This window comes from Pseudomonas sp. CFBP 13719 (assembly GCF_014842095.1).
In the GTDB taxonomy this organism is placed as follows: Bacteria; Pseudomonadota; Gammaproteobacteria; order Pseudomonadales; family Pseudomonadaceae; genus Aquipseudomonas.
The window spans coordinates 302865-319457 of the sequence record NZ_JACYVB010000001.1 but is presented as its reverse complement, the minus strand read 5'-3'; the positions used below and the strand labels follow the sequence as shown (position 1 = coordinate 319457).

Annotated in this window: 17 protein-coding genes and 1 riboswitch; of the genes, 14 read left to right on the top strand and 3 right to left on the bottom strand. The window is 65.4% G+C overall.

Features of this window, described 5'->3' with window-relative positions; genetic code table 11:
* Window position 1: 1 nt before the first annotated feature.
* Entirely contained in the window at window positions 2–649 is a 648-nt protein-coding gene (purN, locus tag IFT57_RS01615) for a phosphoribosylglycinamide formyltransferase (protein WP_122713029.1), read from the bottom strand.
* Complete coding sequence (gene purM / locus IFT57_RS01610) at window positions 649–1707, bottom strand: phosphoribosylformylglycinamidine cyclo-ligase (RefSeq protein ID WP_192150139.1); 1059 nt, start codon at window positions 1705–1707, stop codon at window positions 649–651. The genes purN and purM overlap by 1 nt, the downstream gene beginning before the upstream one ends.
* A 245-nt stretch (window positions 1708–1952) precedes the next feature.
* On the opposite strand from purM, the gene IFT57_RS01605 reads away from it, so the two are divergent.
* From IFT57_RS01605 to IFT57_RS01585, 5 genes are all read left to right on the top strand, one after another.
* Window positions 1953–2996, top strand: coding sequence for a DUF2066 domain-containing protein (locus IFT57_RS01605; protein ID WP_192150137.1), 1044 nt, complete (start codon window positions 1953–1955; stop codon window positions 2994–2996).
* Between the two features lie 102 nt (window positions 2997–3098).
* Complete coding sequence (locus IFT57_RS01600; RefSeq protein WP_122800506.1) at window positions 3099–4172, top strand: AI-2E family transporter; 1074 nt, start codon at window positions 3099–3101, stop codon at window positions 4170–4172.
* Between the two features lie 155 nt (window positions 4173–4327).
* Window positions 4328–5032, top strand: a complete 705-nt coding sequence (gene hda, locus IFT57_RS01595; protein WP_043187952.1) for a DnaA regulatory inactivator Hda — start codon at window positions 4328–4330, stop codon at window positions 5030–5032.
* Between the two features lie 313 nt (window positions 5033–5345).
* On the top strand, window positions 5346–5981 hold the full coding sequence (locus IFT57_RS01590) for a C40 family peptidase (RefSeq protein WP_122713025.1): 636 nt from the start codon (window positions 5346–5348) through the stop codon (window positions 5979–5981).
* Window positions 5982–6089: 108 nt separating this feature from the next.
* Window positions 6090–6635, top strand: a complete 546-nt coding sequence (locus IFT57_RS01585) for a C40 family peptidase (RefSeq protein WP_192150135.1) — start codon at window positions 6090–6092, stop codon at window positions 6633–6635.
* Between the two features lie 39 nt (window positions 6636–6674).
* Here the strand turns inward: IFT57_RS01585 and IFT57_RS01580 are convergent, their stop codons facing one another.
* Entirely contained in the window at window positions 6675–7988 is a 1314-nt protein-coding gene (locus IFT57_RS01580) for a PQQ-dependent sugar dehydrogenase (protein WP_192150133.1), read from the bottom strand.
* A 134-nt stretch (window positions 7989–8122) separates the two neighbouring features.
* Window positions 8123–8345: riboswitch (cobalamin riboswitch) on the top strand.
* A gap of 163 nt (window positions 8346–8508) precedes the next feature.
* On the opposite strand from IFT57_RS01580, the gene cobO reads away from it, so the two are divergent.
* The 9 genes from cobO to IFT57_RS01535 are packed head-to-tail and all read left to right on the top strand — an operon-like array spanning window position 8509 to window position 16592.
* A complete protein-coding gene (gene cobO, locus IFT57_RS01575) occupies window positions 8509–9120 on the top strand; it encodes a cob(I)yrinic acid a,c-diamide adenosyltransferase (RefSeq protein ID WP_122797452.1) in 612 nt (203 codons plus the stop codon).
* Entirely contained in the window at window positions 9117–10451 is a 1335-nt protein-coding gene (locus IFT57_RS01570) for a cobyrinate a,c-diamide synthase (protein ID WP_192150131.1), read from the top strand. Before cobO ends, IFT57_RS01570 begins: the two co-directional genes overlap by 4 nt.
* Complete coding sequence (gene bluB / locus IFT57_RS01565) at window positions 10448–11095, top strand: 5,6-dimethylbenzimidazole synthase (RefSeq protein WP_192150129.1); 648 nt, start codon at window positions 10448–10450, stop codon at window positions 11093–11095. The genes IFT57_RS01570 and bluB overlap by 4 nt, the downstream gene beginning before the upstream one ends.
* Entirely contained in the window at window positions 11092–12000 is a 909-nt protein-coding gene (gene cbiB, locus IFT57_RS01560; protein ID WP_192150124.1) for an adenosylcobinamide-phosphate synthase CbiB, read from the top strand. Before bluB ends, cbiB begins: the two co-directional genes overlap by 4 nt.
* Window positions 11993–12985, top strand: a complete 993-nt coding sequence (cobD, locus tag IFT57_RS01555) for a threonine-phosphate decarboxylase CobD (RefSeq protein WP_192150122.1) — start codon at window positions 11993–11995, stop codon at window positions 12983–12985. Before cbiB ends, cobD begins: the two co-directional genes overlap by 8 nt.
* Complete coding sequence (locus IFT57_RS01550; protein WP_192150120.1) at window positions 12982–14448, top strand: cobyric acid synthase; 1467 nt, start codon at window positions 12982–12984, stop codon at window positions 14446–14448. The genes cobD and IFT57_RS01550 overlap by 4 nt, the downstream gene beginning before the upstream one ends.
* Before the next feature lies 1 nt (window position 14449).
* Window positions 14450–14971, top strand: coding sequence for a bifunctional adenosylcobinamide kinase/adenosylcobinamide-phosphate guanylyltransferase (cobU, locus tag IFT57_RS01545; RefSeq protein ID WP_192150118.1), 522 nt, complete (start codon window positions 14450–14452; stop codon window positions 14969–14971).
* A complete protein-coding gene (cobT, locus tag IFT57_RS01540; protein WP_192150116.1) occupies window positions 14968–16023 on the top strand; it encodes a nicotinate-nucleotide--dimethylbenzimidazole phosphoribosyltransferase in 1056 nt (351 codons plus the stop codon). Before cobU ends, cobT begins: the two co-directional genes overlap by 4 nt.
* On the top strand, window positions 16020–16592 hold the full coding sequence (locus IFT57_RS01535) for a histidine phosphatase family protein (protein ID WP_192150113.1): 573 nt from the start codon (window positions 16020–16022) through the stop codon (window positions 16590–16592). The genes cobT and IFT57_RS01535 overlap by 4 nt, the downstream gene beginning before the upstream one ends.
* The last annotated feature ends 1 nt before the right edge of the window (window position 16593 follow it).

Here is a 16593-nt window from a genome sequence, read left to right as displayed (position 1 = left end):
CCTAGAGTCGAATCAAATGGCCACAAGCCGGTAACGGCTGGCCATCGAGCAGTGCACCCTGTTCGCCCAGGCGCACACGGCCCTCGGCGAACCAGCGCACTGCCAGCGGGTAGATCTGGTGTTCCTGGGCATGCACCCGTTGCGCCAGCGTGTCTGGCGTGTCGGTCGACTGTACCGGAATCACTGCCTGTACGACCAGTGGCCCGCCATCGAGTTCCTCGGTGACGAAGTGCACGCTGCAGCCATGCTCCCGGTCCCCTGCCTCGAGTGCGCGGCGGTGGGTATGCAGGCCTTTGTGGCGCGGCAACAGGGAGGGATGGATGTTGAGCAGGCGGCCTTGGTAGTGGCGCACGAACGACGGGCTGAGGATGCGCATGAAGCCGGCCAGGACCACTAGATGGGGTTGGTACTGGTCGACGAGGTCGATCAGCGCAGCATCGAAGGCTTCGCGGTCGGCGAAGCCCTGATGCTCCAGTACTCGTGCCTCGATGCCTGCATCGCGTGCGCGCTGCAGGCCAAGGGCATCGGCCCGGTTGGAAACCACCGCGGCGATGCGGGCGGGGTTGCCTGCCTGCAGGCTGTCGAGCAGGGCCTGCAGGTTGCTGCCAGTGCCTGAAAGCAGCACCACTACGTTACAGGTCGAAGGCATCAGTGAGCCTTGAGGTTCTTCAGTTCGACCTGCGCGGCACCTTCAGCGGCCTGGGCGATTTCACCGATGACCCAAGGTTGCTCGCCAGCGGCGCGCAGGGACGCCAGGGTTTTCTCGACATCGGCCTGGGTCACGCAGATCACCATGCCAACGCCGCAGTTCAGCACGCGGTGCATCTCGTGCTCATCGACGTTGCCCTGCTGCTGCAGCCAGTCGAACACCGCAGGACGCTGCCAGCTGGCGACGTCGACCACGGCCTGGGCACCTTTGGGCAGGACCCGCGGGATATTGTCGAGCAGCCCGCCGCCGGTGATGTGGGCCATGGCCTTGACGGCTCCGGTGTCCTTGATCAATTGCAGCAGGGGTTTGACGTAGATGCGCGTCGGCGCCATCAGCAGGTCGGTCAACGGCTTGCCGTCGAGCTGGACGGTCTCGATGTCGGCACCGGCGACTTCGATGATCTTGCGCACCAGCGAATAGCCGTTGGAGTGAGGGCCCGAAGATGGCAGGGCGATCAGCGCGTCGCCGTTGGCGACCTTGCTGCCGTCGATGATCTCGGCCTTTTCGACCACACCCACGCAGAAGCCGGCCAGGTCGTAGTCTTCGCCTTCGTACATGCCCGGCATCTCGGCCGTCTCGCCGCCTACCAGAGAGCAGCCGGCCAGTTCGCAGCCGGCGCCGATGCCGGTGACCACGGTGGCGGCGGTGTCGACGTTGAGCTTGCCGGTGGCGTAGTAGTCGAGGAAGAACAGCGGCTCGGCGCCACACACCACCAGGTCGTTGACGCACATGGCAACCAGGTCGATGCCGATGCTTTCATGGCGATTGAGGTTCAGTGCCAGGCGCAGCTTGGTGCCCACACCGTCGGTGCCCGACACCAGCACGGGCTGCTTGTAGCCGGCCGGGATTTCGCACAAGGCACCAAAACCGCCCAGGCCGCCCATGACCTCGGGGCGCGCGGTACGCTTGGCGACGCCTTTGATGCGTTCGACCAATGCTTCACCGGCGTCGATGTCTACACCGGCGTCCTTGTAGCTCACGGAGGGTTTATTGCTCATGATCCAGGCCTTTAAAGGAGGGAGTCGGGGGAGTCGACCGTCGTCGATCCACGAAGGCGCGCGATTTTATCAGGCTTGTCCGAACGTCACCAGCGCGGTTCGACGGTTGTGCCGTTGCCGGCCTGCGCCCGCCCGCAGCCAAGGCGCGCGCGGGCATGCTACATTGGGCGCCGAGATTGACCACTGAGCTTTTTGCCGATTGTACGGTCACAGCCTCAATCCGCTATTACCGTCGGGAAACGTCCATGCGTCTGCGCCACTACCTGCTAGCCACCTGCATCACCCTGTCGAGCGTGTCGCTGCACGCCGAAACCATCAGCAACCTGTATCAGGTGCGCGAGCCCGTGGCCAGTCAGACGCCCGAAGAGCGTACCCAGGCCACCCAGCGTGCGCTGGAAACCCTGGTGCTGCGCCTGACCGGCGATGCCAAGGCGTTTGCCAGTCCGGGCCTGGCCAGCGTGCGCAAGGATCCGCAGCAGATCATCAGCCAGTACGGCTACGATGCAGGCCCGCCCGAGTCGCTGCAGGTCGATTTCGACATGGCCAGCACCGACACCGCCTTGCGCTCGGCGGGTCTGCCGACCTGGGGCAGCAACCGTCCTTCGATCCTGGGCTGGTGGCTGAGCGACAGCGTCGAGGGCAGCAGCCTGGTCGGTGACGGCCAATCCGCTGCCGAGCCGCTGCGTCGCGCCGCCCAGCATCGGGGTTTGCCATTGCGCCTGCCGCTGGCCGACCTCGGCGAACAGGGCGTGGGTACGGCGCAGAACATCGAAGCCAGCGACCCGGCTGCGCTGCGTGGCGCGTCCGAGCGCTACGGTGCCGATGGCCTGCTGGCCGTGCATGCGCGCGAAGAGGAAGGCAAATGGTCGGGCACCTGGCGCCTGTGGCTGGGCAGCCAGCGCGAACAGGGTAAAGCCGAGGGCGCCGACCAGGCCGCTCTCGCCGATGCCGTGTTGCTGGCCGTGAGTCAGCGCCTGGCCACGCGTTTCGTGGCCAAGCCCGGCGCCAGCAGCGAAATGACCCTGGCAGTCGAGGGCATGAACCTGGAGCGCTACGCGCAGATGGGTCGCCTGCTCGAATCCTACGGTGCGCGCCTGCGCACGGTTGACGGCGACAAGGTCGTCTACCGGGTGACGGGCAGTGCCGAGCAGCTGCGCGCGCAGCTGGGCCTGGCCAAACTGCAGGAGGTGCCGTACCAGGCGCCCGTGGTACCGGTCGATGCCCAGGCGGTTCCCGGCACGCCGGCGCCAGCATCCCAGCCTGCGCCAGACCTGAGTTTCCGCTGGTAAGCCGACATAGGGCGTGCGGCGCAACACTGGCGTCGCACCCCCGAGCCTTTCAATTCCCGTTTTGTCTCTTCTATATATAGCTGGATATAGCTGGGCTGCCCGATGACTGATATGCGCCGTTGGTTCTGGCTGGGAGCAGTGCTGCTGCTCTGCGTGTTCTTCTATTTGCTGCATCCGATTCTCTCGCCTTTTCTGGTGGGCATCCTGCTGGCCTATCTGGCGGATCCGCTGGTCGACCGACTGGAGAAATGGAAGCTGTCGCGCACCTGGGGCGTAGTGGTGGTGTTCGCCCTGTTCACGCTGCTGTTGGTGCTGGCGCTGTTGGTGCTCATCCCCATGCTCGCCAAGCAGTTGGTCAGTCTGTACCAGATGGCCCCACAGATGCTCGACTGGTTGCAGCATTCCGCGCTGCCGTGGGTACAGACGCGGCTCGGTTTGGCCGAAGGGTTCTGGAAATTCGACCAGATCAAGGCCGCCATCAGCAGCCACATGGGGCAGACCACCGACATGGTCGGGGTCATCCTGTCCCAGGCCACGGCGTCCGGCCTGGCGTTCATGGCCTGGCTGGCCAATTTCGTGCTGATCCCCGTAGTCGCCTTCTACCTGTTGCGCGACTGGGACCTGATGATGGCGAAAATCCGCGGCCTGCTGCCACGGCAACGGGAAGGGCAGATCGTGCGCCTGGCGGGTGAGTGCCACGAGGTGCTGGGCGCGTTCGTGCGTGGTCAGCTGCTGGTGATGCTGGCCCTGGGTGTCATCTACGCCACCGGCTTGATGCTGGTGGGCCTGCAGTTGGGCCTGTTGATCGGCGTCGTGGCCGGGCTTGCGGCCATCGTGCCGTACATGGGCTTCGTCATCGGCATCGGTTCGGCGATCATCGCCGGCCTGTTCCAGTTTGGCCTGGACCCGTTTCACATGATCGCCATCGTTGCCGTGTTCATGATTGGCCAGGCACTGGAGGGCATGGTGCTCACGCCCTTGCTGGTGGGCGACCGCATAGGTCTGCACCCGGTGGCGGTGATCTTCGCCATTCTCGCCGGCGGCGAGCTGTTCGGTTTCACCGGCGTGCTGCTGGCGCTGCCGGTGGCTGCGGTGATCATGGTCCTGGTGCGGCACATGCACGACCTGTACAAGGACTCGAACATCTATGCCGGGTCCGAGGATCCCGACCTGTGAACGCGACGAGCCCCGCGGGGCTCGCTGCAGCCAAACTGTAAACCTTTGATTTTCCAAGCAGTGTTGCGCATTGTGCGGCTGCCCGGGCAGGTATAGACTTTGCACACTTCACATTGAGGCCCGTTGCAGCTCGATCCCAGGGCTGTTCAGCCAGCATGAAACCGATTCAGCTGCCCCTAGGTGTGCGTCTGCGGGATGACGCGACCTTCATCAATTACTATCCAGGCGCCAATGCCGCGGCACTCGGCTATGTCGAGCGCCTGTGCGAAGCCGACGCCGGCTGGACCGAAAGCCTCATCTATCTGTGGGGCAAGCACGGGGTAGGGCGCACCCATTTGCTGCACGCAGCCTGCCTGCGCTTCGAGCAACTGGGCGAACCGGCGGTGTACCTGCCGCTGGCCGAACTGCTTGATCGTGGCGTCGGCATCCTCGATGATCTGGCACAGTACGAGCTGGTGTGCCTGGATGACCTGCAGGTGGTGGCCGGCAAGCCGGAGTGGGAAGAAGCCCTGTTCCACCTGTTCAACCGACTGCGTGACAGTGGCCGCCGACTGCTGATCGCCGCCTCCCATTCGCCTCGCGAACTGCCGGTGAAGCTTGCCGACCTGAAGTCGCGCCTGACCCTCGCCCTGATCTTCCAGATGCGCCCGCTGTCCGACGAGGACAAACTGCGCGCCCTGCAGCTGCGTGCGTCGCGTCGCGGCCTGCACCTGACCGACGAGGTCGGCCATTTCATTCTCACCCGTGGCACGCGCAGCATGAGTGCACTGTTCGAGCTGCTCGAGCGCCTCGACCAGGCCTCGTTGCAGGCGCAACGCAAGCTGACCATTCCTTTCCTCAAGGAAACACTGGGGTGGTAGAAAAGGCAGGTCGATTCAGCCGCTCTATGACCTGTTTCATGGGTGTTCCAATCCGTTCTAAGGCTGTAGTTGCAGCATGCTTATCTGTATAGGCGTCCAGTCATCGTGGTGGCATTTTGAGATTATCTTTCAGCCAATGAATCCGGGGATTCAGCGTCATTATCGTGCAATTGGGTGCGAGCAGGGCTGCAAAATGGGGCGTTAGATGTCACCGTAATTCTCCTGAGTCACATTTCGTTCGATTGAATTTGCAAATAATCGCGATACAGGTATAGTCGCCTCTCCTTCACTATTCCTCGTCACGGTCGTGCCCATGCTCAATCGCTTAGCACCCCTCGTGCCCATCGCACTGTTGACCCTGTTGGTCGGTTGCGCGGCGCAAGCGCCGGTCTCCCAGCAGCAGGTTCTGGACCCGGTCACCGCCGTCCAGCCGCACCAATCCCCCTCGAAGGCTTCGCTGCTGTTCGAAGAAGAAATCACCACCGAAGACGAACTGGTCCAGTTCGACGGCAGCAAGGCGTACAGCCTGCCGATCCTGGCCGACAGCATTCTGGAGCGTGGCAAATCCCTGATCGGCACCCGCTACCGTTTCGGTGGCACCGACAAGGCTTCGGGTTTCGATTGCAGCGGTTTCATCGGTTATCTGTTTCGCGAAGAGGCGGGCATGAACCTGCCACGCTCGACTCGTGAAATGATCAACGTCAAGGCGCCGTTGGTTGCACGCAACAAACTCAAGCCGGGTGACCTGCTGTTCTTCAGCACCAATGGTCGCGGTCGTGTCAGCCACGCGGGCATCTACCTGGGCGATGACCAGTTCATCCACTCCAGCAGCCGCCGCAGCGGTGGCGTTCGGGTCGATAGCCTGGGCGACAGCTACTGGAGCAAGACCTTCATCGAGGCGAAGCGGGCCTTGGCCATGGCGCCGGCCACGATGATCTCCAGCAAATAACGGATGCAGTGCGACAAAGCGGCGGTGAGGTGAAAACCTCAGCGCCGTTTGTGTTTTCGGGTAATGAATCTAGTCTATTACGGCAGTCGGCTCAGGATGGTTCGGTACATGTCTACCCAGGCACACGTTTTCGCTTCAATCGCAATGGCCGCCTTGCTTGCCGGCTGCGCCAGCGCGCCTCCGGCCAAGGTTGTCAGGCCCAAAGTCATCAATCCGATCGTCATGAATCCCAACAACGACATGGTCGGCGCTGCCGATGACGTGCTGTTCAGGGCGTTGGGATTGGTGGGCACGCCGTACCGCTGGGGTGGCAATACGCCCGATTCGGGGTTTGACTGCAGCGGCCTGATCAGCTTCGTTTATCGCGATGCGGCAGGCATTGCGCTGCCGCGCTCGACGCGGGAGATGATCGTCATGCGCTCCCCTGATGTCGACCAGTCGCACCTGCAGTCCGGGGACCTGGTGTTCTTTGCCACCAGTGGTGGCTCACAGGTCAGCCATGCCGGGATCTATGTAGGGGAGGGGCGCTTCGTGCATGCCCCGTCGAGCGGCGGCACGGTCAAGCTCGATTACCTGAACAAGCCCTATTGGCAGAAAGCCTATCTCAACGCCAAGCGGGTGCTGCAACCCGGCCAGTTGGCGCGCAATCCGTGACTGTAACAGGGCGAGCTTCCTCGCCCTGTTCAAGCCTGATCACTTGGTGGCAGTGACTCGCCAGATCTTGTTGCCCACATCGTCGGCAACCAGCACACCGCCCTTGTGGTCGGGCAGTACCGCGACCGGGCGACCCATGGCTTTCTCGTCGCCATTGAGGAAGCCACTGAGCAGGTCGATGGGCTGGCCGCTCGGCTTGCCGTCCACGAACGGCACGAACACCACCTTGTAGCCGCTGTGCGGCTTGCGGTTCCACGATCCATGCTGGCCGATCAGTGCGCCCGTGGTGAAGGGGGCAGGCAGCCCGCTGCCATCGGCGAAGCTCAAGCCCAGCGATGCCGTATGCGGCCCGACTGCATAGTCTGGCGCAATGGCCTTGGCCACCAGCACGGGATTCTGCGGCTCGACCCGTACGTCTACATGCTGCCCGTAATAGCTGTAGGGCCAGCCGTAGAAGCCGCCATCCTTGACCGAGGTGATGTAATCCGGCACCAGGTCGCTGCCGATTTCATCGCGCTCGTTGACTGCCGTCCACAGCTTGCCGGTCTTCGGTTCCCAGGCCATGCCGTTGGGGTTGCGCAGGCCCGAGGCGAAAATCCGATGCTGGCCCGTGGCAGCATCCACTTCCCAGATTGCTGCGCGGCCTTGTTCCTGATCCATGCCGTTCTCGCCCACGTTGCTGTTGGAGCCAACAGTGACGTACAGCTTCTTGCCATCTGGGCTGGCAATGACGTTCTTGGTCCAGTGGTGGTTGAGCGTGCCACCCGGCAGGTCCACGACTTTTTCGCCCGCGCCGCTGATCGAGGTGGCGCCATCGGTGTATTTGAAGCGCAGCAGCTTGTCGGTGTCCGCCACATAGAAATCGTTGCCGACCAGGGTCATGCCGAACGGCGAATTGAGGTTGGCGATGAACACGGTACGGGTCTCGGCTACCCCATCACCGTCCTTGTCGCGCAGCAGCGAAATCCGGTTGGCACTGGGCACCCCGGCGCCCGCCCGGCTCATCACTTTCTCCATGACGAAGCCGCGAATGCCCTTGCTGTCGTCGGGTTTGGCCGGCGAGTTGGTTTCCGCCACCAGCACGTCACCGTTGGGCAGCACGTAAAGCCAGCGCGGGTGGTCCAGGTCTGCGGCGAAAGCGGCCACCTGGGTGCCGGGCGCCGCCGTTGGCTTGCCACCTTCGGGCCAGCCCACCGCCGGCGCGATGTTGACGGTGGGGATCAGGGTCTTGTTGGGCTCGGGCAGCTTGGGCGAGGGGCCCGTCCCGTCGCTGACCTGCAATGACGATGTTTCGCCACAGGCGGCAAGGCCGGCAGCCAGCAGGATCAATGTAGCGAGGCGGGTCTTGTGCATGGTCGGGCTCTCTGAGGTTTTGTTCACAGAAGGTAGAGGCACTGGCGGTTGGCAAGGTTCAACCGCGTTGCCGGTCAGCGGCAGCAGGGGATCAGGTGCTGCGGATCAATTGACGCTCCTGGCTCAACCCTCTAACCTGCGCGGCTGTTCCAGGTGCTCGGCGATCGGACGATCCAGACGAGTGAAACAGGGAAGCCGGTGCGCAGCGTTCGACGCGCCATCCCGGCGCTGCCCCCGCAACGGTAGACGAGTCAAGGCTGCACACGATGCCACTGAAGTGATTCGGGAAGGCGTGCGGCCTGGGTGTGTACAGCCCCGCTCGTGAGCCCGGAGACCGGCCTGGTCCACTTTTACGGCACACTGCAGGGTCGGCGCTCATCTTCGGGTGTCGTTGCGCCTGGGTCGTGCCCTGACCCATGTACTGTCGCGCGGGGAGAGCGGCATTGACGTTCACTGTTCGGCCAGCCGGCCGCGGTGTCGCGTCGATGCTGCCTGCGTGCAGGTGTAGCGGAGAGCCACCATGAACGAAACCACCGAACGCGACGCACGTCACCTGGCGCGCATGCTGCGCAAGAAAGCCGTGATGGACGAACGCATCGCCAATTCCCCCAATGAATGTGGCTTGCTGCTGGTGCTCAGCGGTAACGGCAAAGGCAAGAGCAGTTCGGCGTTCGGCATGCTCGCGCGAGCCATGGGCCACGACCTGCAGTGCGGCGTGGTGCAGTTCATCAAGGGGCGCAACAGCACCGGCGAGGAACTGTTCTTCCGGCGCTTTCCCGAGCAGGTGCGCTACCACGTGATGGGTGAGGGGTTCACTTGGGAAACCCAGGATCGGCAGCGAGACATCGCGGCGGCCGAGGCTGCCTGGGAAGTCTCCAGGCAACTGCTGAGCGATCCGGCCATTGGCCTGGTGGTGCTCGACGAACTCAACATTGCCCTCAAGCACGGTTATCTCGACCTGGACACCGTGCTGCATGATCTGCAGGCACGTCCGCCCATGCAGCATGTGATCGTCACCGGTCGCGGGGCCAAGCCCGAGCTGATCGAACTGGCCGACACAGTCACCGAAATGGGTGTGGTCAAGCATGCGTTCCAGGCCGGCATCCGTGCCCAGAAGGGCATAGAGCTATGACCGAGCCGCGCCAGTGTCCGGCGGTGCTGATCGCCGCCCCGGCCTCCGGGCAGGGCAAGACCACGGTGACTGCCGCCCTGGCGCGCCTGCATCGCAATCAGGGGCGGCGGGTGCGGGTGTTCAAGTGCGGCCCGGACTTTCTCGATCCGATGATCCTCGCTCGCGCCAGCGGCGCGCCTGTCTATCAGTTGGACATGTGGATGGTCGGCGAGCAGGACAGCCGGCGGCTGTTATGGGAAGCGGCGCAGGAAGCCGACATCATCCTCATCGAAGGCGTCATGGGCCTGTTCGACGGCACGCCGTCCAGCGCTGATCTGGCGCGTCATTTCGGCGTTCCGGTGCTGGCCGTGATCGATGGCACCGCCATGGCGCAGACGTTCGGCGCTCTTGCCCTGGGCCTGGCCTGTTACCAACCCGATCTGCCGTTCGCCGGCGTCCTGGCCAACCGGGTCGGCACGGTGCGTCACGCGCAACTGCTCGAGGGCAGCCTGACCCAGGGTCTGCGCTGGTACGGCGCGTTGTCCCGGGAAACCGGGATCGAACTGCCGAGCCGCCATCTGGGGCTGGTCCAGGCCAGCGAGCTCAACGACCTGGATACCCGCCTGGATGCCGCGGCCGCCGCGCTGGCCCAGACCTGCCAGGTGGCCTTGCCGCCTGCGGTCACCTTCGCCGCCCCGGTCGAACGCCCGGTGGCGCGCCTGCTCGATGGCGTGCGCCTTGGTGTGGCCCGCGATGCCGCGTTCGCTTTCGTCTACGACGCCAGTCTGGATGTGTTGCGCGACATGGGCGCCGAGCTGGTGTTCTTCTCACCGTTGCACGACCTGCGGCTACCGCCATGCGACAGCCTGTACCTGCCCGGTGGCTACCCCGAGCTGCACCATTTGGCGCTCGCCGCCAACGTTTCGATGCTCGACGACATCCGCGCTCACCATGCCGCGGGCAAGCCGCTGCTGGCTGAATGTGGCGGCATGCTCTACTTGCTCGACGCACTGACCGACGTCGAAGGGGCCCGCGCGCAACTGCTGGGTCTGCTGCCCGGCGAAGCAGTCATGCAGAAGCGCCTGGCGGCCCTGGCCTTGCAAGCCGTCGAGCTGCCGGAGGGGGTACTGCGCGGGCACACCTATCACCACTCGCTGACCAGTACCGAGCTGCAGCCGATTGCCCGTGGCGTGAGCCCCAACGGCGGTCGTGGTGCCGAGGCGGTTTACCGCCAGGGGCGGATGACGGCCTCTTACGTGCATTTCTACTTTCCGTCCAATCCGGCGGCGGTGGCCGCACTGTTTGCACCCGATGAGTGCGCGCCGGCAGCCGGGCATCGGATCGCGTCATGAACGAGCCCTACAGCGACAGCGAGCGCGCCGCCATCTACCGGGTGATCGCCGAACGCCGCGACATGCGTCACTTCACCGGTGGCAGCGTGCCGCCGGCGCTGCTCGCGCGGCTGCTGGCAGCCGCCCATCAGGGGCCAAGCGTCGGCCTGATGCAGCCCTGGCGTTTCATCCGCATCAGCGATGCCGATGTGCGCGGTCGCATCCAGGCGTTGGTCGAGGAAGAGCGACTGCGCACCGCACACGCCATGGGCGAGCGTTCGGACCAGTTCATGCGGCTCAAGGTCGAAGGGATCGCGGACTGCGCCGAAGTGCTGGTGGCGGCGCTGATGGACGATCGCGAGCGCCATGTGTTCGGCCGCCGGACCTTGCCGGAAATGGACCTGGCCTCGGTGTCCTGCGCCATCCAGAACCTGTGGCTGGCGGCGCGCGCCGAGGGTTTGGGCATGGGTTGGGTGTCGCTGTTCGATCCCCATGCCCTGGCCGAGGTACTGGGCATGCCCGCTGGAGCCAAGCCGGTGGCGGTACTGTGCCTGGGGCCGGTCGAAGGCTTCTACGATGCGCCGATGCTGGAACTTCAAGGCTGGGCTGCCCCCCAGCCGCTCGAACACATGCTGTACGAAAACCAATGGGGAAAATCGTTGTGAGCATTGCGTTGATGACGGCGGCCGGGGTGGCGCTCGATGCCCTGTTGGGCGAGCCGCGCAGGCACCATCCGCTGGTCGCCTTCGGCCGCCTGGCCAACCGGATCGAAGCACGTTTCAACCGCGCCGGGCGTGGCTGGCGCAGCCACGGTGTCACCGCCTGGTTTCTGGCCGTGGTGCCCCTGACCCTGCTGGCGACATTGTTGTCCTGGCTGCCGCTGGTCGGCTGGCTGGTGGAGATTGGCGCGCTGTACCTGGCGCTGGGCATGCGCAGCCTGGGAGAGCACGTGATGCCCGTGGCCCAGGCTTTGCGCAGCGACGACCTGGCCAGCGCTCGTCAGCGTGTCGGCTATCTGGTCAGCCGGCAGACCGATGAGCTGGACGCCGAAGCAGTGGCCCGGGCCGGCACCGAATCGGTGCTGGAAAACGGCAGTGACGCGGTGTTCGCGGCAATCTTCTGGTTCGTCGTGGCCGGCGCGCCCGGGGTTGTCCTCTATCGTTTGAGCAATACCTTGGACGCCATGTGGGGCTACCGCAACGAGCGCTTCGAGCGTTTCGGTTGGGCTGCGGCGCGGATCGACGACGTGCTCAACTACATCCCGGCGCGCCTGGTCGCGCTCACCTATGCCGTGCTGGGCAAGACCCGCCTGGCCTTGCGCTGCTGGCGCCGGCAGGCACCGCAGTGGGACAGCCCCAACGCCGGCCCGGTGATGGCGGCAGGGGCCGGCGCATTAGGCGTGCAACTGGGCGGGCCGGCGATCTATCACGGCGAGCTGCATGAGCGGGCCGTGCTGGGCGAAGGTGCGCCGGCCGATGCCGACGCCATCGAGCGCGGCTGGAATTTGGTCCAGCGCGGCGTGTGGCTGTGGCTGTTGGTGCTGTGCCTGGGAGGCTTGCTCGATGCTTGAACACGGAGGGCGTTTGCGCCAGGCGGTGCTCGAATACGGAATCGCCGAAGACGACTGGGTCGACCTGTCCACCGGCATCGCGCCATGGGCTTTCCCCCTGCCCGAGATCGCGGCCCGCGCCTGGGCGCGGCTGCCGGAAAACGAAGACGGCCTGGAAGACGCCGCGCGCAGCTACTATGGCTTCGAGCACGTGCTGCCGGTGCCGGGCTCGCAAGCGGCCATTCAGACACTGCCACGCCTTCGTCGCAGTGGTCGGGTAGGGGTGCTGTCGCCGTGCTACGCCGAACATGCCGAGGGCTGGCGACAAGCGGGGCATGTGGTACGCGAAATCAGCGAAGACGAGGTCGAGCACTTCATCGACAGTCTCGACGTGCTGGTCGTCGTCAACCCGAACAACCCCACTGGCCGGCTGTTGTCCGCCGACTGCCTGCTGGCCTGGAATGCGCGTCTGAACAGCCGGGGCGGCTGGCTGGTGGTCGATGAAGCGTTCATGGACAACACGCCGCGTGCCGGTCTGGCTCGCTACGGCGTACAACCTGGGTTGATCGTGCTGCGCTCGTTCGGCAAGTTCTTCGGCCTGGCGGGTGTACGGCTGGGCTTCGTCCTCGGCGAGCCGCGCCTGCTGCGCTTGCTGGCCGACCTGATCGGGCCTTGGGCAGTGAGCGGACCGACACGCCAGCTGGGGCAGGCCTGCCTGCTCGACCAGCCGTCGCAGCAGGCGCAGATCGCCCGCTGCGCCGCCGCCAGCGAGCGCCTTGCCCAATGCTTGCGGCGCCACGACCTGGCGCCACAGGGCGGCTGCGCACTGTTCCAGTCGGTGGCGTACGAAGGGGCCGAGCGCCTGCAGGATTTCCTCGCCCGTCGCGGCATCCTCGTCCGGCTGTTCAAGCAGGACAGCCGCCTGCGCTTCGGCCTGCCTGCCCGCGAGGGCGACTGGGCACGACTCGAATCCGCCCTGGGCGAGTATCGCAAGGAGCATGCATGAGCACATTGATGGTCCAGGGCACCACGTCCGATGCCGGGAAAAGCACGCTGGTCACCGCGCTGTGCCGCTGGCTGACCCGTCAGGGCGTGGCGGTGGTGCCGTTCAAACCGCAGAACATGGCCCTCAACAGTGCGGTGACTGCCGACGGCGGCGAGATCGGTCGTGCCCAGGCGGTGCAGGCCCAGGCCGCGGGCCTGCAGCCGCATACCGACATGAACCCGGTGTTGCTCAAGCCCAACAGCGACACCGGTGCCCAGGTGATCATCCACGGGCGCGCCGTGACCAGCATGAACGCCGTCGCGTATCACGACTACAAGGCCATCGCCATGCAGGCGGTACTGGCTTCGCACCAACGGCTGAGCGCAAGCTACCCGGTGGTGGTGGTCGAAGGCGCCGGGTCGCCAGCGGAGATCAACCTGCGCGCCGGCGACATCGCCAACATGGGCTTCGCCGAGGCGGTCGACTGCCCGGTGCTGCTGATCGCCGACATCAACCGCGGCGGCGTATTCGCCCATCTGGTCGGCACCCTGGAACTGCTTTCGCCCACGGAACAGGCGCGGGTTCAGGGCTTTGTCATCAACCGCTTTCGCGGTGACATCGCCTTGCTCCAACCCGGCCTGGATTGGCTGGAGGCCCGTACCGGCAAGCCAGTGATCGGCGTGCTGCCGTATGTGATGGACCTGCACCTGGAGGCCGAAGACGGCCTGGATCGGCGTCAGTCGGGCAAGGCCGACAAGGTGCTCAAGGTGATCGTCCCGGTGCTGCCGCGCATCAGCAACCACACCGATTTCGATCCGCTGCGCCTGCACCCGCAGGTCGACCTGCAGTTCATCGGCGTGGGCGATGACATCCCCCCGGCCGACCTGATCATCCTGCCCGGCTCGAAGAGCGTGCGGGCCGACCTGGCTCACCTGCGTGCCCAAGGTTGGGAACAAGCGATTTCCCGCCACCTGCGTTATGGCGGCAAGGTACTGGGCATCTGCGGCGGACTGCAGATGCTCGGCACGCGCATCGACGACCCGCTGGGCCTCGAAGGCGCGGCCGGTTCCAGCGCGGGCCTGGGCCTGCTGGAATTCACCACCGAGCTGCAGGCGCAAAAGCAGCTGCGCAACGTGACCGGCCAGTTGACCCTCGAACAGGCCGCCGTCAGCGGCTACGAGATCCATGCCGGGGTGACTACCGGGGCGGCGCTGGATCATCCGGCGGTGCAGTTGAGCGACGGTCGCCGCGATGGCGCGATCAGTGCCGACGGGCAGATTCTGGGCACCTATCTGCACGGTCTGTTCGAAGCGTCGCCGTCGTCGATGGCACTGCTGCGCTGGGCGGGGCTGGCCGACGTGCAGTCGGTGGATTATCACGCATTGCGCGAAGCCGACATCGAGCGCCTGGCCGACCTGGTCGAGCAGCACCTGGACACCGCGCGGTTGCGCGAGCTGTGCGGCTTGCCTGGGAGAGGTGTCTGACATGCTGCAACTGATCCTCGGAGGCGCCCGCTCGGGCAAGAGCCGCCTGGCCGAACGGCTGGCCGCCGACAGCCAGCTGCACGTCGTGTACATCGCTACCAGCCAGCCGGTGGATGGCGAGCTTGACCAGCGTGTGGCCTTGCACCGCGAGCGCCGTCCCGATCATTGGGGGCTGGTGGAAGAGCCACTGGCCCTGGCCGACGTGCTGCGCGCTGAGGCGCGCAGCGACCGCTGCCTGTTGGTCGACTGCCTGACCCTGTGGTTGACCAATCTGCTCATGCTCGACGAGCCCGAACGCTTGCGTGCAGAACGTGAAGCCCTGCTCGAAACACTGCCCGGCCTGCCGGGAGAAATCCTTTTCGTCAGCAACGAAACCGGCCTGGGCGTCGTGCCTCTGGGTGAACTGACCCGCCGCTACGTCGACGAGGCGGGCCTGCTGCACCAGGCCCTGGCCGAACGCTGCGAGCGGGTGGTGTTCACCGTGGCCGGCCTCCCCATGATATTGAAAGGACCTGCGCTATGAACTCAGCCTGGTGGCTGCACACTGCCAGTACCGCCGATGCCCGCATTCATCGCGAAGCGCTGGAGCGTCAGCAGCAGTTGACCAAGCCGGCCGGCTCGCTCGGCGCACTCGAGCAGACGGCGGTGCAATTGGCGGCGCTGCAGGGTCGCCTCAAACCTTCGGTCGAACAGGTCTGGATCACCGTGTTCGCTGCCGACCACGGCATCGTCGCCGAGGGCGTCTCGCCCTATCCGCAGGAAGTCACCGCGCAAATGGTGCGCAACTTCGTCAACGGCGGTGCGGCCATCAGTGTATTGGCCCGCCGCCTGCAGGCGCGCCTGGAAGTGGTGGACCTCGGCACCGCCACGCCGCTGGGCGATCTGCCCGGCGTGCAGCATGTGCGCATCGCTGCCGGTACGCGCAATTTCATCGACGCGCCGGCGATGAGTTTCGAGCAGGGCACGCAGGCACTGCAGGCCGGTCGCGAAAGTGTGCTGCGGGCGAAAGCCAGCGGCACCGAGCTGTTCATCGGTGGTGAGATGGGCATCGGCAACACCACGTCGGCCACCGCGCTGGCCTGCGCCTCGCTGGGCTGCGCCGTGGTCGATCTGGCCGGGCCGGGCACCGGTCTGGACGCTGCCGGCGTGACCCACAAGGTGCAGGTGATCGAGCGCGCGTTGAAGGCCCATGCCGGGCTGCCCGACGAACCGCTGCAACGCCTGTTCTGCTACGGGGGCTTCGAGGTTGCCGCGCTGGTCGGCGCCTACCTGGCCTGTGCCCAGGAAGGCATCGTGGTGCTGGTGGATGGTTTCATCTGCACTGTCGCGGCGCTGCTGGCGGTGCAGTTGAATCCGTCCATCCGGCCATGGCTGTTGTTCGCTCACAACGGCGCCGAACCCGGGCACCGTCATGTACTGGCAGCCCTCGAGGCGCAACCGTTGCTGCAACTGGGCCTGCGTCTGGGCGAAGGCAGTGGCGCCGCCCTGGCGGTGCCGCTGTTGCGCCTGGCGTGCGACCTGCACGGGCAGATGGCGACCTTTGCCGAAGCGGCCGTCGCGGACCGTCCGGCATGACCCTGCACCTGGATCTGCTGCGCCATGGCGAGACCGAAATCGGCGGGTTTCGCGGCAGCCTCGATGACGCCCTGACCGAGCGAGGTTGGGCCCAGCTGCACGCTGCAGTTGCCGACCGTTCCGGTTGGGACCGCATCGTCAGCTCGCCGCTGCAGCGATGCGCACGCTTTGCCGAGCTGCTGGCCGAACAGCGCGGGCTGCCGCTGAGCTTCGAGGCCGGTCTTCAGGAACTGCATTTCGGCGCCTGGGAAGGCCTGAGTGCGGCGCAATTGATGCAGACCGACGAAGCCGGCCTGGGTCTGTTCTGGAACGACCCCTACGCCTTCACGCCCCCCGGCGGCGAGCCCATGCAGGCCTTTTCCGCGCGCATCCATGGCGCCTTGCACAGATTGCAGGTCGCCTACCCAGGCCAGCGGCTGCTGCTGGTGGTGCATGGCGGTGTGATGCGCTTGTTGCTCGCCGAAGCACGTGGCCTGGCCCGTGAACAGTTGCTCCAGGTCGAAGTCGGCCACGCAGCGTTGTTCAGCCTTGAGCTGGCAGCGGACGGCCGCTTGCGCGAGCCATCCTGAG

Excerpts from the sequence above, each read along its gene's own strand:
- purN (WP_122713029.1), bottom strand. The coding sequence starts at position 649 with ATGCCTTCGACCTGTAACGTAGTGGTGCTGCTTTCAGGCACTGGCAGC.
- purM (WP_192150139.1), bottom strand. The coding sequence starts at position 1,707 with ATGAGCAATAAACCCTCCGTGAGCTACAAGGACGCCGGTGTAGACATC.
- IFT57_RS01605 (WP_192150137.1), top strand. The coding sequence starts at position 1,953 with ATGCGTCTGCGCCACTACCTGCTAGCCACCTGCATCACCCTGTCGAGC.
- IFT57_RS01600 (WP_122800506.1), top strand. The coding sequence starts at position 3,099 with ATGACTGATATGCGCCGTTGGTTCTGGCTGGGAGCAGTGCTGCTGCTC.
- hda (WP_043187952.1), top strand. The coding sequence starts at position 4,328 with ATGAAACCGATTCAGCTGCCCCTAGGTGTGCGTCTGCGGGATGACGCG.
- IFT57_RS01590 (WP_122713025.1), top strand. The coding sequence starts at position 5,346 with ATGCTCAATCGCTTAGCACCCCTCGTGCCCATCGCACTGTTGACCCTG.
- IFT57_RS01585 (WP_192150135.1), top strand. The coding sequence starts at position 6,090 with ATGTCTACCCAGGCACACGTTTTCGCTTCAATCGCAATGGCCGCCTTG.
- IFT57_RS01580 (WP_192150133.1), bottom strand. The coding sequence starts at position 7,988 with ATGCACAAGACCCGCCTCGCTACATTGATCCTGCTGGCTGCCGGCCTT.
- cobO (WP_122797452.1), top strand. The coding sequence starts at position 8,509 with ATGAACGAAACCACCGAACGCGACGCACGTCACCTGGCGCGCATGCTG.
- IFT57_RS01570 (WP_192150131.1), top strand. The coding sequence starts at position 9,117 with ATGACCGAGCCGCGCCAGTGTCCGGCGGTGCTGATCGCCGCCCCGGCC.
- bluB (WP_192150129.1), top strand. The coding sequence starts at position 10,448 with ATGAACGAGCCCTACAGCGACAGCGAGCGCGCCGCCATCTACCGGGTG.
- cobD (WP_192150122.1), top strand. The coding sequence starts at position 11,993 with ATGCTTGAACACGGAGGGCGTTTGCGCCAGGCGGTGCTCGAATACGGA.
- IFT57_RS01550 (WP_192150120.1), top strand. The coding sequence starts at position 12,982 with ATGAGCACATTGATGGTCCAGGGCACCACGTCCGATGCCGGGAAAAGC.
- cobU (WP_192150118.1), top strand. The coding sequence starts at position 14,450 with ATGCTGCAACTGATCCTCGGAGGCGCCCGCTCGGGCAAGAGCCGCCTG.
- cobT (WP_192150116.1), top strand. The coding sequence starts at position 14,968 with ATGAACTCAGCCTGGTGGCTGCACACTGCCAGTACCGCCGATGCCCGC.
- IFT57_RS01535 (WP_192150113.1), top strand. The coding sequence starts at position 16,020 with ATGACCCTGCACCTGGATCTGCTGCGCCATGGCGAGACCGAAATCGGC.